This is a genomic window from Pseudoalteromonas piscicida (genome assembly GCF_002744175.1).
Lineage (GTDB): Bacteria > Pseudomonadota > Gammaproteobacteria > Enterobacterales > Alteromonadaceae > Pseudoalteromonas > Pseudoalteromonas piscicida_B.
The window spans coordinates 24414-39022 of the sequence record NZ_NKHF01000056.1 but is presented as its reverse complement, the minus strand read 5'-3'; the positions used below and the strand labels follow the sequence as shown (position 1 = coordinate 39022).

Below are 14609 nucleotides of genomic sequence, written 5' to 3'. Positions count from 1 at the left end.
TTAAGTACTGCTTTTTTGATCTCGCCATTGATTATGTTAGCTGTAGCGACGATTGCAACAGCACTTGACGTATTTATCCAAGGGAGAAGAGCATGATTAAAGACACCAGTGGCCAAGATGAGGTGGTTCAGTCGCACCAACCTAAAAAGAAATGGATTATTTTGACGGCTATTTTTTTACTGGTTGGTGCGCTGGCCGCGCAGGTAGTATTTGGCGGTCCGAGTATCAGTAGCTCGGTAAATAAAAGTAGATTGCAGATTGCAAAAGTGACACAGGGGGAGTTTACCCGTGACATTTCGGCAACTGGCAGTGTGGTTGCCGCAAATGCGCCACAAATCTACAGCCCAGAACAAGGTTATGTTGCCTTGCAAGTGAAAGCTGGTGACAGTGTTGATAAAGGGCAAACATTGGCGACAGTAAAAAGTCCAACCTTAACCAATCGGTTGCAGCAAGAAGAAGCCGAGTTACAGCGCTTAAACGGTGAATTAGAAGGGAAAAAGCTTGACGTCAGACGCCAAAACTTAGCGCTCAATCGTACTCTTGACCTTGCTCGAGTTGAGCTTCTTGCGGCTGATAGAGAGGATCGCAGGGCAAAACTGTCTATCGAGAAAAACCTAATCAGCCAAATAGACTTAGAAGAAGCCCAAGATAATCTAGCAAGAGCAAAGCTTAACTTTAATCATGCCGAGCAAGAGGTGGCTCTTGGTAAAGATACCTTAGCATTTGAGCTTAAATCGGTTGAAAATCAATTAGAGCGACAACGTTTGATTGTTGAGGAGTTAACACGTCAAGTTGCCAGTCTTACCATTACCGCGCCGGTTTCAGGGATCGTGGGCAATCTGTTGGTTGACCACAATGCGTTAGTTAACGCTAACCAAGGGCTAATGAAGCTGGTGGATTTGAGCGCATATGAAGCAGAGCTACAGGTGCCTGAAAGCTATGCCGCAGAGCTGGGGTTGGGGATGACGGTGTCTCTTAAGATAGGTAACCAAACCATCTCTGGCGTGCTATCCGCTATTTCTCCTGAGGTAAATAACCGAGAAGTTACCGCTCGAGTGCGTTTCTCGGATAAAGACGTTGAAGGCATTAGGCAAAACCAGCGTTTGTCGGCACGGATCCTATTGGAACAAAAAGAAAATACACTAATGGTCAAGCGAGGAGCCTTTATGAGCGAAGGAGGACACGTTGCTTACAAACTCAATGGTGATATCGCCGAGCGCGTAGAAATTACCACTGGCACTTCCAGCATCAGTGAAGTGGAAGTACTCGATGGTCTGAAACCAGGTGACCAAATCATCATCAGCAGTTATGACGCGTTCGACCGCGCGCCTAGCATACTATTAAGATAAGAAGGAAAATCATAATGTTAGTAATGAACAATATCGGCAAAGTGTATCAGACTGATATGGTGCAAACACATGCCCTAAGAGACTTTAACCTGCAAGTGAAAGAGGGCGAGTTTATTGCCGTGACTGGCCCTTCAGGTTCGGGTAAAACAACCTTCTTAAATATTGCAGGTATGCTAGAGGGATATTCCAGTGGACAATATCTGTTGGATGACATTGATGTTGGCAAGCTCAATGACAACCAGAGGGCTGATTTAAGAAATCAAAAAATAGGGTTTATTTTTCAAGGTTTTAACTTAATCCCTGATTTAAATCTATATGAAAATATTGAAGTGCCGCTGCGCTACAGAGGGATCAAAGCTGCCGAGCGTAAGCGCCGAATTGAAAGTTGCTTAGAGCAGGTAGGCTTGGCCGGTCGTGCAAAACACTTACCCCAACAATTATCTGGTGGGCAGCAGCAGCGTGTTGCGATAGCAAGGGCGCTTGCCGGCGAGCCGCGATTTCTACTTGCCGATGAACCGACCGGTAACTTAGATAGCCTAATGGCACGCCAAGTGATGGGGTTACTTGAGCAGATTAACCGTGATGGTGCGACCATAGTCATGGTGACCCATGACCCCGAATTAGCAAGACGTACCCCAAGAAATATTCAGATAGTAGATGGTCAAGTGGCTGATTTTACTTTGTACCAAGGTAAAGATGCGCAGATACATCCAACTAAATCTCAGATAGGGGTTTAAGCTATGTTTGTACATTATCTCGATTTAGCTTGGAGAAGCCTCCGTGCTACTCCTGTCGCGACCGGCCTAATGACGCTGGCTATTGCCATAGGTATCGGCATAACGATGGTGAGTTTGTCTGTTTATCACATGATGTCGGCTGATCCTATCCCAAATAAAAGCAGCCAACTTTACGCGGTACAGCTACAAGTGATGGACGAAGGAGAGACCTATCATTCATCGGATGATATTCCCTTTCAACTTACTTTCTTGGATGCAAAAAACCTCTATCAAGTGCTCGACATCGATAAAAAGGTTGCCATGTTTAAGTCTGGTTTTGCGGTTCATCTAAATAATCCTGAAGTGAGCCCTGTGCTACAAACCACAAGGCTAACCACGCGAGAGTTTTTTGCCATGTTCGAGTTGCGCTTTTTGTATGGTGGGGTATGGAGTCAAAGCCAAGCTGACAACGCCGCGCCTGTGGTTGTGATTGATGAAACCATTGCCGAGAAGTTATTTGGTCGCGTTGACGTGGTAGGAGAAAGTATTTATTTAGCCCAGCGTCGGTATCAGGTGGTGGGAGTCACAAAGGAGTGGCAGCCCAATGTTAAAATGTACGATTTAAACAATGGTGCATTTTCCGATGCTGAGCGTGTTTTTATTCCGTTTAGTCACGCTGCTGCCTACGAGATTGATACATGGGGCAATACTAACGGTTGGAAGCGAGAGGAAATAAATAACTACACCGACAGAATGAACTCAGAGTTGCTCTGGACTCAGTTTTGGGTTGAATTAGAGAGTGAGAAAGAAAAGCAAGCCTTGGCAACTCAACTCGATAATTATATTCAAACACAACAGGCGCTAGGTCGTTTTAACCGCGACACGCGAGAACTAAAATTGAGAAACGTAACGGAATGGATTGAGTACAACAATGTGGTCAGTGAAGACAATAAGGTGATGATTGGGTTAAGTTTTATGTTTCTCGCTGTATGTTTAGCAAATATTCTTGGGCTATTGCTGGCAAAATTTCTTAAACGCGCACCAGATGTTGGCGTAAGGCGGGCACTTGGCGCGAGCAAAATTCAGGTGTTCTACCAACATCTAGTGGAAGTTGCTTTGCTGGGCTTTATTGGCGGCGTGATCGGAATTGCTTTTGCACAGCTAGGATTATGGGGGATCCGCACAACCAGTCATGTCTACCAGACCCTAGCAACGATGGATGTTACTATGTTACTGGCCGCGCCAACTATTGCCATCGTAACTTGTATTCTCGCTGGACTTTACCCTGCGTGGGTGGTTTGTAAAACCTCACCAGCAACCTATTTAAAAGTGCAATAAGGAGCCTACCATGCTGGAGTTAAAACCGATTATTAATGCACTACTGCGCGCTAAGGTAGGCGCTGTACTTGCCATTTTGCAGCTTGCTCTAACATTAGCGATTGTCAGCAATTCATTGTCTATTATTAGCGAAAGGGTCACGTATCTCAATAAGCCAACGGGCTACCCAGAAGAAGCAATTCTGACGTTTAATGTGATGTCGTTTGATGAAAGTATTGATGTTAACAAGCAACTTATCATTGATGAAAACACATTAAAGGCGATCCCGGGTGTCATTGAAGCTGCGGGAGTGAGTTCAGTCCCACTGTCCGGTGGCGGCAGTAACTCGGGTTTTAGCTTAACGCCTGAAGATGGTAAGAATATCAGTGCAGGTCATATGTACGGCAATGAACAGGTGATCCGAACCATGGGCGTAAAACTCATTGAAGGGCGTGATTTTACTGCCAATGATGTATTAATTTCTAGTGAGTACGCTAGGCAGCCTGATGTTGTTATTGCAAGTAAAGCATTTACCGACGAAATATTTGGTGAAGGAAAGGGCCTTGGGGGAACAATCTATTTTGGTGGGGCACCACTACAAGTCGTCGGAATTGTAGAACAAATGGTGAATTCATGGCCGCGTTTTAACAATGCTGAACGGTTGATAGTATTTCCCATGGTTAATTCCGACGGTTTTCAAAAGTTTTTAGTTCGTACTGAACCCAAGATGCGCGATGAAGTCATGAAGAAAATAGAGTCCGCACTACTGCAAGATAATCCAAATCGCGTTATCACTAGCATTAAAGGGCTTGATGAAGTAAAAGCTAGATATAACTCGAAGGATGTGTTGATGTTGAGAATGCTGCTGGTGCTCATTGCTGCACTGGTTACCGTCACTGCCCTTGGTATATTTGGCCTAACACAGTTTAACATCAGCAAACGCACGAAACAGATAGGAACTCGAAGGGCCTTAGGGGCGCGTAAGTCTGCTATCGTGCGTTATTTTGTTGTAGAAAACCTAGTGGTGTGTGCCGTGGGGCTAGTGATTGGCGCTGTGGCAACGATTTACCTCGGGCAACAGCTTATGTCGCTGTATTCTGTACCTCCGCTTGAGATGAGTTATATTGGGATAACCGCGTTGGGCTTGATCATTTTATCTGTTGTGTCAGTGATCCTACCGGCTAAAAAAGCTGCGGGTATATCCCCAAGTATTGCCACCAGAAGCGTTTAACACTAATTGAATTAGTTCTCTAATCAATTGCAGGATGAAATAGCATATTAGCGTTGTTAAAAATTTTCATTTAGAGCAACTAAAGAGCAAAATTTTTGTCTAGCTACTAACGCTATTTCTACGCTTCAAATAGCGCATTTACTTAATACATTTGGTACAAGGCAGTTTACTTTGGGTATGTCCTCTACTTTCGCTCTCGATGTGCTAGTATTGTCTACTAGCACTAATAAAAAGAATAAAATCATATGGATAAGATCTTAGTTGTTGATGATAACCCTGCGGTACTTGACTCGCTTTCATTACTACTTGAGTTGCACGACTATCAAGTGGTGACCGCGAACTCGCCGCTAGAAGCAATTAAAGTGGTGTCGTTTCAGCAAGTTGAGCTGGTTATCCAAGATATGAACTTTAGTGCAGATACAACCTCTGGGGAAGAAGGGGTTGCGCTGTTTCATCAACTTAAAGCGCTAAATGCAGAATTGCCCATTATTTTACTAACGGCTTGGACTGAGTTGACGACAGCGGTAGAGTTAGTGAAGGCTGGTGCAGCAGACTATTTAGCAAAGCCTTGGGATGACCAAAAGCTCCTGACTACCATTTCGAATCTTATTGCGCTTGGTAAAGCACAAAAACAAGTTGCTACTTTTGAACGTGTTGAGCATGAACGCCAACAGTTTAGCCAAGGAGCTAATTTATGTGGGTTTGTTTATAAATCGGTGGCCATGCAGCGAGTGATTGATATGGCGCTACAAGTCGCGAAATCTGACGTGTCTGTACTTATCACAGGCCCCAATGGCAGCGGCAAGGAGAAAATCGCAGAGATCATTCAGGCTAATTCACCGTTACAAGCAATGCCTTTTGTTAAAGTGAATGCGGGAGCATTGCCCAGTGAGTTAATCGAAGCGGAGCTGTTCGGTGCTGAAAGTGGCGCTTACACGGGGGCAAATAAGCAGCGTATAGGACGTTTTGAAGCGGCAGATAAAGGCACACTGTTTTTGGATGAAATAGGTAATTTACCTTTACCTGGGCAAACTAAGTTATTGCGAGTGTTGCAAAGTGGCGAGTTTGAACGGCTAGGGTCCGTCGAGACCAAACAGGTTGCTGTTCGTGTGATTTCGGCAACTAATGCGGATTTATTAGCGGATATTCGTGCTGGTCGATTCCGTGAAGACTTATATTATCGTTTGAATGTTATTGAACTGAACTTACCGGCACTGGCAAACCGAGTTGATGACATTTTACCTTTAGTATCTCACTTTTTACCTGACAGGGTACTCACCGATGAAGCGCAGCAAGCCCTCTGTAATCATATATGGCCCGGCAACGTTCGAGAACTAGAAAATGCCTGTAAACGGGCTGAGGTGCTTAACCCTGCGGGAGAGTTAACCGCTAAGGACTTTGGGTTGGAGCAGCAAAAGGCGGTGCGAAATCCAGAAAATCAAATATCCCAGGAGCCAAGTAAAGAAGAATTGGAGCAAGCATTAAAAACGCATATGGGCGTAATTGCAAAAGTGGCGCGACATTTTAATATGAGCCGACAAGCGCTATACCGTCGTCTGCAAAAGTTTGATATTGACTACTAAGGTACAGGCATGAAAACGTCGCAGCAACAGACGATAGTGATCGCAACCAGTATCATTTTGGGCTTTATTCCAGTTTGGTTTTTACTTGAAGATCATACGTGGTTTTTCTGGGTATTATTGGCCTCACTAAGTATTGCTTTGCTTACACAAAGGTTACTCAGCCGAGAAAGCAGAGCGGGATGGGACGCACTAGAGGTGGGGTTGCTCAATTTTAAGGATGGCGAGTTCTCTACTTCCATTACTTATGATGCCAACAATGAGCTGGGCAAACTTTGCCAACTATTTAACGAAACGGCAGAGCAGCTTAGGGAAGAAAAACAGTGGATTTATCAACGCGAATTAATGTTGGATAAAGTGCTTGAGTCTTCCCCTCAAGTGCTTGTATTGGTAGACGCTCAAGATGTAGTGGTATTTGCAAATACCAGCGCAAAGACATTCTTTAACTGTGAACATCGCCTAGAGGGAGAACACTTTACTCATTTGTTATCGGCTGTGCCCGAAGAGCTTCAGCAGGCTGCAACCAAGCAACTTGATGGCTTATTCTCCATGCAAAATGCAACCGGTGAGTCACAGATGTGGCACCTCGCCAATGGCGAACTATTGCTGAATAACCATTTTCATAAATTATATATCTTTAAACAGTTTACCCGAGAGCTAAGTCGTCAAGAGGTTCAGGTTTGGAAAAAGGTGATCCGGATCATTAGCCATGAATTGAATAACTCACTCGGGCCGATTTCATCTATGCTGCATAGCGGGCAAATTCTTGCAGAGCGAGTGGATGAGCCAAGACTAAGCCGAGTGTTTGCCACCATTGAAGAGCGTATTGTTCACCTCAGCGAATTTGTGCAAGGTTATGGCAAATTCGCCAAACTGCCTACTCCAAACATGGTGACTGTAGATTTACAGGCGTTATGCCGCGATTTGCAAAACCATTGGACATTTAGATGCCAATTGAAGCATACAAAGTTGCAAGCAGACAGCACCCAAATCGAGCAATTACTAATTAACTTGATAAAGAATGCGACTGAGTCAGGCTCAGAGCTGAGCGAGATATGGGTTCACTCTGAGCAGCGGACCACAGAGCTGTATATCTGGGTACTCGACCGCGGCGAAGGAATGAGTGAGGCTGTGATGGCCAATGCCTTAGTGCCGTTTTATTCTACAAAAGCTTCAGGTACTGGCCTTGGGCTCGCACTTTGCCGAGAAATAGTTGAAGCCCATAATGGCCAAATCAGCTTGTATAACCGTGATGGTAACGGGTTGTGTGTGGAGATCCGCTTACCTAATAAAACGCACGGCTCATAAGCTGAATTGGCAGTGGACATTTTGCTTACTTAGGTGGATCAATTGCGTGATTAATACTGGTATTGACTCTAAACCAGCCCGCGATTGAATAACGTTTTTCGTTCGCAACTAATACTTCATGGGGAAATTCATCACTTAAAAATGTCACTAAAGTGCCATAACTTGGCAAGACAGTGGTGAGTATTTCATCATGATTATCAGGGTGATATACAACAAGCTCGCCGCCATTTTCTGGTGACCAAGATTGATTCAAATAAAGCACAGTAGTCAAAATTCGGTTGGTTTTTCCCTTAAAGGCATCCATATGCTTTTTATAAAATGCCCCTGGAGGGTAAATAGCAAAATGGCTCTCATAGCTAAACAGACCCATAAATAAGCGACGGTTTAAGTAGGTTTTCAGCTCACCCATATAACTTAGCCAGACAGACTCATATGCATTATTTGAGTCCAACCAGTGAATTTTATCTCGGCGGATTTTTTTATTCTGTTCGTGATCCGCTAAGCGACCAATTCCGGCCTGTTTAAAATCATCGCTGCTGAGCTCAGCTATTCTCAATTCTAACTTGGATAAAATGTCAGGACTGACGAAGTTTGGCAAGATACTAATGCCTGTCGTCTGTAAATCCTGTGCTAACTTCTCGAATGGAAATGCTAAGTCTAAATCTAACAATAGCGGGGCCTCTAAAAAGACGCCTTTTTACCGCGTTACTGGCGTTCAATCCAGTGAGTTAATTTTACCTTGTCGATAAGCGAATTTTGTTAATGATGGTTTCGCTTGCCGCTTCGATTAAGTCAAGGACATGCTCAAAGCCGTGTTCACCACCATAATAAGGATCAGGCACTTCGCTTTCGGTGGCTTCGCCATAGACTAAAAACAGCTGTACTTTATGTTCTAAGCCACTTGGACAAATAGACACTAAATCTCGATAGTTAGACTCATCGGCACATAAAATAAGGTCATAATCTTCAAAATCACTGGGTTTTACTTGCTGCGCAGCCATGCCAGAAAAGTCGTACCCTCGTGCACTACCAGCTGCAACACTTCGGGGATCGGGAGGATTACCTTGGTGATAACCTATGGTGCCAGCAGAGTCCACTTGAGTAGTGAGCTCGGTTGCTGCCAATTTACTTTTTAACACGGCTTCCATCGTGGGAGAACGACAGATGTTACCCATGCAGACGACGAGAATATTAGTAATTGCGCTCACGTCAGTATCCTTCAAATACGCTAAGTCGTAGCCGCAGTGTACCGATTTATTCCTGTGATAAAAAGTGAAATATACTTAATTCACCGTTACATTTATACCAAATGTATTGAGTAAATGAGCTATTTCATCCTTCTAACTGATTAGAGAATGAATTCAATTGGTATTATTTATGATGAGGGAGAAAGCGCGGCACAATGCGCGCTATTGTTTTCTCGCCTCATATTACCTCAAGGGTTTAAGGAGTGTTAGTTATCCGAAGATTAGGTTAATTAGGCAGGTTTTCGTGAGGGCCAAATATCTCATAGAAGATCCGTTCTGGATTAACACCGACGTCTTGTAGTTGCCCTTTAATAAAGGTCATAAAAGCAAGTGGGCCACATAGGTAAAATTCACCTTGTTCGGTCGGTAGGGTCTCTTTTATTGCATGGATATCCATTAACCCTGAGGCTGTGCCTTTTGGATCAGACTCTAACCAAGTGGTCGTGCTAAAGTGCTGGATAGATTGACCTAACTGATGTACTTCTGCGGTAAAGCCTAAATCACTCTGCGTTTTGTTTGCATGTAAAAAGTGCGCTTCAACATCAGGTGTGTACTGACTATGTACACCGAGCATACATAGCATCGGGGTGATCCCTACGCCCGCACTAATATATACCTTTGCCGCCTTAGTATTATGTCTCACAAAGTCGCCTGAAGGTGGAGTGAGTTTTATCGTATCACCGACACTGAGCGTGTGTAGGTACTGTGATACTGAACCATCGGATTTTACAGAAATTCTAAAGTAAGTTGGGTTAGGGGCAACAGATAAGGAATATTGGCGGATCTGCTGAACCCCAATGATTTCTTCTGGTACAAACACAGAAACAAATTGGCCAGCTTGATAACTTGGCAGTGCTTTGCCATCAAGAGGTTTTAAGTAAAAGCTTTTGATATGCTCAGTATTACTGACTACTTTTTCAATGACAAATTCACGAAGGCCCTGCCAGCCACCATGCTGTTGCTGTGCTGTTTGATATAAGCCGTGCTCAGCGGTAATAAATAAATCCGCTAAAAATTGATAGGCATTCAACCAAGCTTGCTCTATTTCATCTGTAAACACGTCACCAAATTCAGCCTTTAGTGTGGCAATTAAATGATGTCCGACAATATCGTATTGCTCAGGAGAAATGCCAAGACTGACATGTTTATGGTTAATACGTAAAATTGCTTCACTGAGTATTTCTGGCTGATCAATATAGTTCGCATAAGCCGCTAAGGCGCCAAATAATGCCAAGGGTTGTTTTCCTGAGGTTTGGTGAGATTGGTTGAATACACCTTTTAACTCAGGGTGTTGATTGAACATCCGTTGATAAAAACGGGTTGTGATCTCTGGGCCCACTTGGGCCAAAAGCGGTGCACTTTGTTTTACCAACGCAATCGTGTTGTTTGTAAGCATGACTGTCTCCAGTTTGAGAGTAGTGTTAACCCATTCGCCCGTCGATGCGTTTTTGCATTAGCATGGGAGCGAAGGAAATAAGAAAAAGCATAAACCCAATAATCCAAGCGACTGCGCTGCTCAGCCAAGCAAGGTGTGGATTCATAAAGTGAATGAGTAAAGCGCGAATAAGACCAGATGTTGCAATGCAAATGAAAGCAAGCGTGGTCAGGGTGCCAATTTGTAATCTCCTCCCTGTATGTCCTAAGGTGACTCGAGCCATCATGGCTAAAATCATTAACCCCATTCCTGTAATAGCTACTAAGTGAAGGTGGCTACGTAGGTGCTCAGGAGCGAAGGAGATATTGTAAGCGTTGAGGAGCAAACCCACTGAGATTGCGCAATATGAAAGGTACAATGACCAAAGTAGTGGGATACTAAACAGTTTGTAATCGAACCAATACATGGCTCTGACGCAATGGAACAGACCGAGGATAAACAGGGTGGTACTTAAAAAGTAACTCGTTTGTTGAGAGGCGTGCACCACATAGGCCACCACGTTGATCACCGCGAGATAGAAAATCACGCGATCTAACTTTGGTGTACGTGGTTTTTGAGGTTGTTGTAGCCCCCGAGCGATAAAAAAGGGGATGACGCGGCCACCGACAACCCCAATCAGCAACATATAAGCGACGAGGGAGGCTTGGCTTACTGCACTTACCAATTGAAATTGTTGACTGTGGAGCAAGAGTAAAAATACGGTGTTACAGCTACACAGGATGCCCAATGCAAAAATAAACACGCGATTATTGTTCGAGTTTGCATCTAAGATAACTTTGGTCAAATTCACTAAAACCATCAACCAAAAACCTAGTTGCAATAATAAAGTAAAGAGAAGGGATGAGTGGGGCACAAAAAAGCTCAGCCTTGCAGCCAACCAAATACCACACAATAGGAGTAAGCTAGCGCCATGTAAGGTTTGTCTTTGTGTCCAGTTTTTTGCCGCTGTAAGTAAAAAACCTGCAACTACGGCTCCTGCAAAACCAAACAACATTTCGTGAGCATGCCAGTAAGTTGCGGGGTAAGCATGAGTCCAAACTAAGCCGCCATTTAATATAAAGGCCCAAATAGACACGCTCACCACAGCAAATATTCCAGCTAACAAAAACAGGGCTCTAAAGCCCAACATCAACACGGGCCAAGTTGCTGGGGTTTGCCATTTAAAAGCAGTTGCTTGGTGCTCTTCTAGTTGTATAAGTGCCATTTATCTCACCTCCAAACCAAGGTGGTAGAGACACACGAGACGGACAACGTAAGCAAGCTTAACGGATCCTGCTAACACTATGGTACTGATGTGGGCAGCAACTTGTGAAATAAGGCTGAAACTCTCGGCACTAAAAAAGCTTACCTGTAGTGCCAACAAAAAAGCACAAAGTGAAACGGCGATAGTGATATTGCTGTATTTTAAAAGTTGATAAACGCGATTCATAATTGCCTTAGCGAATGATGTTACTTATTCGGTATATTGCAGGTGTCGCGCCAAGTTTATAACTCTATTAAATTCAGAGGGTTAAATTTAATTTCTTGTTTTTTGAGTCAAATTGACCTACCTTTATTTGTGTTTATATAAATAATTGAGTCATTTTGACATGAATTCTCTTGAGCTCTCTAAGTTACTCGAATTGAGTATGTCTCTTTCGCGGTTTGCCCAAAACGGTGGAGGGAGTACGCTAAAACACTATGCAAAAACCTTATTATCAGCGTTAAGTCAGTGTGTTACCGCTGATGCGATAGCTGTGTTGTATGGTGATCAGCAGGCACTGACGATTTTGGCATGTAGTGGACTGAGTGCCGATGCGGTCGGCCGCCGCTTTTTACTGACTGAGCAGCCGCGTCTTAAGGCTATATATGATTCTGAAGAGGTAGTGAGCTTTTCTGCCCAAAGTGAACTTGCAGATCCTTACGATGGTTTGTTACTAGCGGAAGAAAACCGTCTGCCAGTGCATGCTTGTATGGGGTTTAAGGTTGCGCTTAAGAATAATACTGTGCTGGTGACTTTCGACAGCCTTAAACCAGATAGCTTTGAGTATTTGTCTGATGTGTATATGAAGACGTTACAAGCGATTGTATCGAGCAATACTGCGCGGGTTTATGAAGCGGTTCGTCTGTATGAACACACTAGAGCGCAAGCACACTCTCAGCCTCAAAAAACCAGTACTAAGCAAATATTGGTGGGTGAGAGTGAGCTAATGCAATCTTTAAAAGCAGAAATTGAGTTGGTTGCAAGCTCAGAGTTTAATGTGTTGATACAAGGAGATACAGGTACTGGCAAAGAGTTAGTTGCAAAGCATGTCCACCTTCATTCTCAGCGTAAAGATGCGCCATTTGTACAAATTAACTGCGCAGCCTTACCCGACTCCATAGCCGAAAGTGAGCTCTTTGGTCATAAAAAAGGGGCCTTTACAGGCGCAGATAAAGATAGGTCTGGCAAATTTACCATTGCTGATGGCGGCACTTTGTTCTTAGACGAAGTGGGTGAATTGAGCTCAAGTTTACAAAGCAAGCTGCTACGGGTGCTACAAAGTGGTGAAGTGCAAGCAGTGGGGTCTGACAGTATTAGTGTGGTTGACGTGAGAGTGGTGGCCGCAACGAACCGCGACTTAAAAGCAGAGGTAAAGCGCGGCAAGTTTAGAGCGGATCTGTATCACCGATTAAGTGTGTATCCACTACATGTACCGAGATTACAAGAGCGTTTGGATGATATTCCGTTACTGGTGGGCTTTTTTCTTGAACAGTTGAGAGCCACCTTGAATGTAAAACAGGTCGTAATGGATAAGCAAGCACTAGGATGTTTGCTGCATTACGATTGGCCTGGCAATGTCAGAGAACTTGAACACTGTGTGAGTCGGGCGGCATTAAAAGCCAAACATCAGCAGTGGCAAGCAGACATTATTGAGATCCATGAGGTTGATATTTCCTCGTCACATAAGCAAGACACCACACCACAATCGAGCTCCCCTGAGTTTGATACTACGGCGCCACTTACCATGAAGTCTGCTGTAGAGGCGCTACAAAAAGACATGATTATTAAAGCAATGGAACGAAACGCGTTAAATTGGTCCGCAGCGGCTAGGGCGTTAGACATGGACAGAGCTAATTTGGTGAGACTAGCAAAACGCTTGGGTTTGGATATGAAAAAGCAACTGATTTAACGGCTTACACCCTGCTTAATAGACGAAACCCTAAATGTAATGAAAATTGTTATTAATACTCTTATAAGTTGTTTATTTTAAAAGAGTATATCAAGAAAACTGTTATTTTTATTTAATCTTGCGAAGCATAAATATTGAACTAGGGTTATAGAGCGTCACTCGACAATCATTAGGGGGCCCTATGCAGGGTAACAAGCAAGTTTTAACAGCACTAAACCAAGTGCTGACGCTAGAGTTAACGTCCATTAATCAGTTTTTTTTACATGCAAGAATGTACAAAAATTGGGGATTGGAAGAACTCAACGAAAAAGCTTATAAAAAATCTATTAAGGATATGAAGCAAGCAGATGACCTTATCGAGCGCATTCTTTTTCTCGAGGGGTTACCCAATTTACAACATTTAGAAAAGCTTCGCATTGGTGAACACTGTGAAGAGATGATGGCGTGTGATCTCGCATTTGAGCTCGATCAACTTCCTGTTCTAAGGGAGGCTATTGCGCTGTGTGAAACGGAACAAGATTATGTCAGTCGTGAGCTACTTGAAGCTATTTTAGAGTATGAAGAAGACTATGTTGATTGGCTTGAAACACAGCACTTCTTAATTAAGAACACTGGCATTGAAAACTATCTGCAGTCGCAGATTGAGGGGTAAGTAATGCAAGGTAATTCAACGGTAATCGACCTACTCAACAAGCAACTTACCCTAGAGCTTTCGTCTATGGATCAGTATCTTGCTCATGCCAAAATGTACGAAGACTGGGGCCTTGAAAAGCTACACCAGCAGCTTTCTCATGAGTACGAAGAGGAACTCGACCATGCCAAGCGGATCACTGAACGCATTTTGTTTTTGGAAGGTACACCCGACACGGCATCTCGTGCGCCAATCCATATTGGTTCAAATGTGAAAGAGATGCTAGAAAATGACCTAGCCGCAGAAGTACTGGTTAAAGATCATCTCAAAAAAGTCATTGCAGTCTGTGAACAAGCGCAAGATTATGTCACGAGAACTATGCTTGAAAGTTTGTTAGACGACACGGAAATGGACCACATCTATTGGCTCGAACAACATATAAACCTAATTAAATTAATTGGGTTACCAAACTACATTCAGAGCCAGCTTAACAACCACTCTGAATGATCCCAGCCGCCGCATCATCATTTGGTGCGGCTTTTTTATATCCGTCTTTCTAGTCCTAATGCACCTAATATTCACGGCATTAAAGCAAAAACCTGTGATATGCGAAGCTTCGTCTTCTTTTTTGTAGTTATATTCA

13 protein-coding genes are annotated in these 14609 nt (G+C 43.6%); 9 read left to right on the top strand and 4 right to left on the bottom strand.

The genetic code is table 11. The annotated features are described in order from the left end of the window. Positions 1-92 precede the first annotated feature (92 nt). From CEX98_RS12815 to CEX98_RS12790, 6 genes are all read left to right on the top strand, one after another. On the top strand, positions 93-1349 hold the full coding sequence (locus CEX98_RS12815) for an efflux RND transporter periplasmic adaptor subunit (protein ID WP_099642455.1): 1257 nt from the start codon (positions 93-95) through the stop codon (positions 1347-1349). Between the two features lie 14 nt (positions 1350-1363). Then, on the top strand, positions 1364-2086 hold the full coding sequence (locus tag CEX98_RS12810; RefSeq protein WP_099642454.1) for an ABC transporter ATP-binding protein: 723 nt from the start codon (positions 1364-1366) through the stop codon (positions 2084-2086). Positions 2087-2089: 3 nt separating this feature from the next. After that, on the top strand, positions 2090-3403 hold the full coding sequence (locus CEX98_RS12805) for an ABC transporter permease (protein WP_099642453.1): 1314 nt from the start codon (positions 2090-2092) through the stop codon (positions 3401-3403). A gap of 10 nt (positions 3404-3413) precedes the next feature. Continuing rightward, positions 3414-4613 (top strand): ABC transporter permease, encoded by a 1200-nt coding sequence (locus CEX98_RS12800; protein WP_099642452.1) that lies wholly within the window; start codon positions 3414-3416, stop codon positions 4611-4613. 245 nt (positions 4614-4858) lie between these two features. Then, positions 4859-6196, top strand: coding sequence for a sigma-54-dependent transcriptional regulator (locus CEX98_RS12795; protein WP_099642451.1), 1338 nt, complete (start codon positions 4859-4861; stop codon positions 6194-6196). 9 nt (positions 6197-6205) lie between these two features. Then, positions 6206-7501, top strand: coding sequence for a sensor histidine kinase (locus CEX98_RS12790; RefSeq protein WP_099642450.1), 1296 nt, complete (start codon positions 6206-6208; stop codon positions 7499-7501). A gap of 25 nt (positions 7502-7526) precedes the next feature. Here CEX98_RS12790 and CEX98_RS12785 read toward each other — a convergent pair whose 3' ends face one another. From CEX98_RS12785 to CEX98_RS12770, 4 genes are all read right to left on the bottom strand, one after another. Continuing rightward, positions 7527-8171 carry a 2OG-Fe(II) oxygenase gene (locus CEX98_RS12785; RefSeq protein WP_099642449.1) on the bottom strand — a complete coding sequence of 215 codons (645 nt, stop codon included), beginning with the start codon at positions 8169-8171 and terminating at the stop codon, positions 7527-7529. A 64-nt stretch (positions 8172-8235) separates the two neighbouring features. Next, positions 8236-8709: a low molecular weight protein-tyrosine-phosphatase gene (locus tag CEX98_RS12780; protein WP_099642448.1), complete on the bottom strand. Its 474-nt coding sequence runs from the start codon at positions 8707-8709 to the stop codon at positions 8236-8238. Between the two features lie 265 nt (positions 8710-8974). Next, positions 8975-10144 (bottom strand): NO-inducible flavohemoprotein, encoded by a 1170-nt coding sequence (gene hmpA, locus CEX98_RS12775; protein WP_099642447.1) that lies wholly within the window; start codon positions 10142-10144, stop codon positions 8975-8977. Between the two features lie 25 nt (positions 10145-10169). Beyond that, positions 10170-11387 carry an NnrS family protein gene (locus tag CEX98_RS12770; RefSeq protein WP_099642446.1) on the bottom strand — a complete coding sequence of 406 codons (1218 nt, stop codon included), beginning with the start codon at positions 11385-11387 and terminating at the stop codon, positions 10170-10172. Positions 11388-11772: 385 nt separating this feature from the next. Here CEX98_RS12770 and norR point away from each other — a divergent pair, with 385 nt between their 5' ends. The 3 genes from norR to bfr (CEX98_RS12750) all read left to right on the top strand — a co-directional run bounded on the left by norR (position 11773) and on the right by bfr (CEX98_RS12750) (position 14473). After that, positions 11773-13335: a nitric oxide reductase transcriptional regulator NorR gene (norR, locus tag CEX98_RS12760; protein ID WP_099642444.1), complete on the top strand. Its 1563-nt coding sequence runs from the start codon at positions 11773-11775 to the stop codon at positions 13333-13335. Positions 13336-13516: 181 nt separating this feature from the next. Next, a complete protein-coding gene (gene bfr / locus CEX98_RS12755) occupies positions 13517-13987 on the top strand; it encodes a bacterioferritin (protein ID WP_099642443.1) in 471 nt (156 codons plus the stop codon). Between the two features lie 3 nt (positions 13988-13990). Beyond that, positions 13991-14473, top strand: coding sequence for a bacterioferritin (gene bfr, locus CEX98_RS12750; RefSeq protein WP_099642442.1), 483 nt, complete (start codon positions 13991-13993; stop codon positions 14471-14473). Positions 14474-14609: the final 136 nt, after the last annotated feature.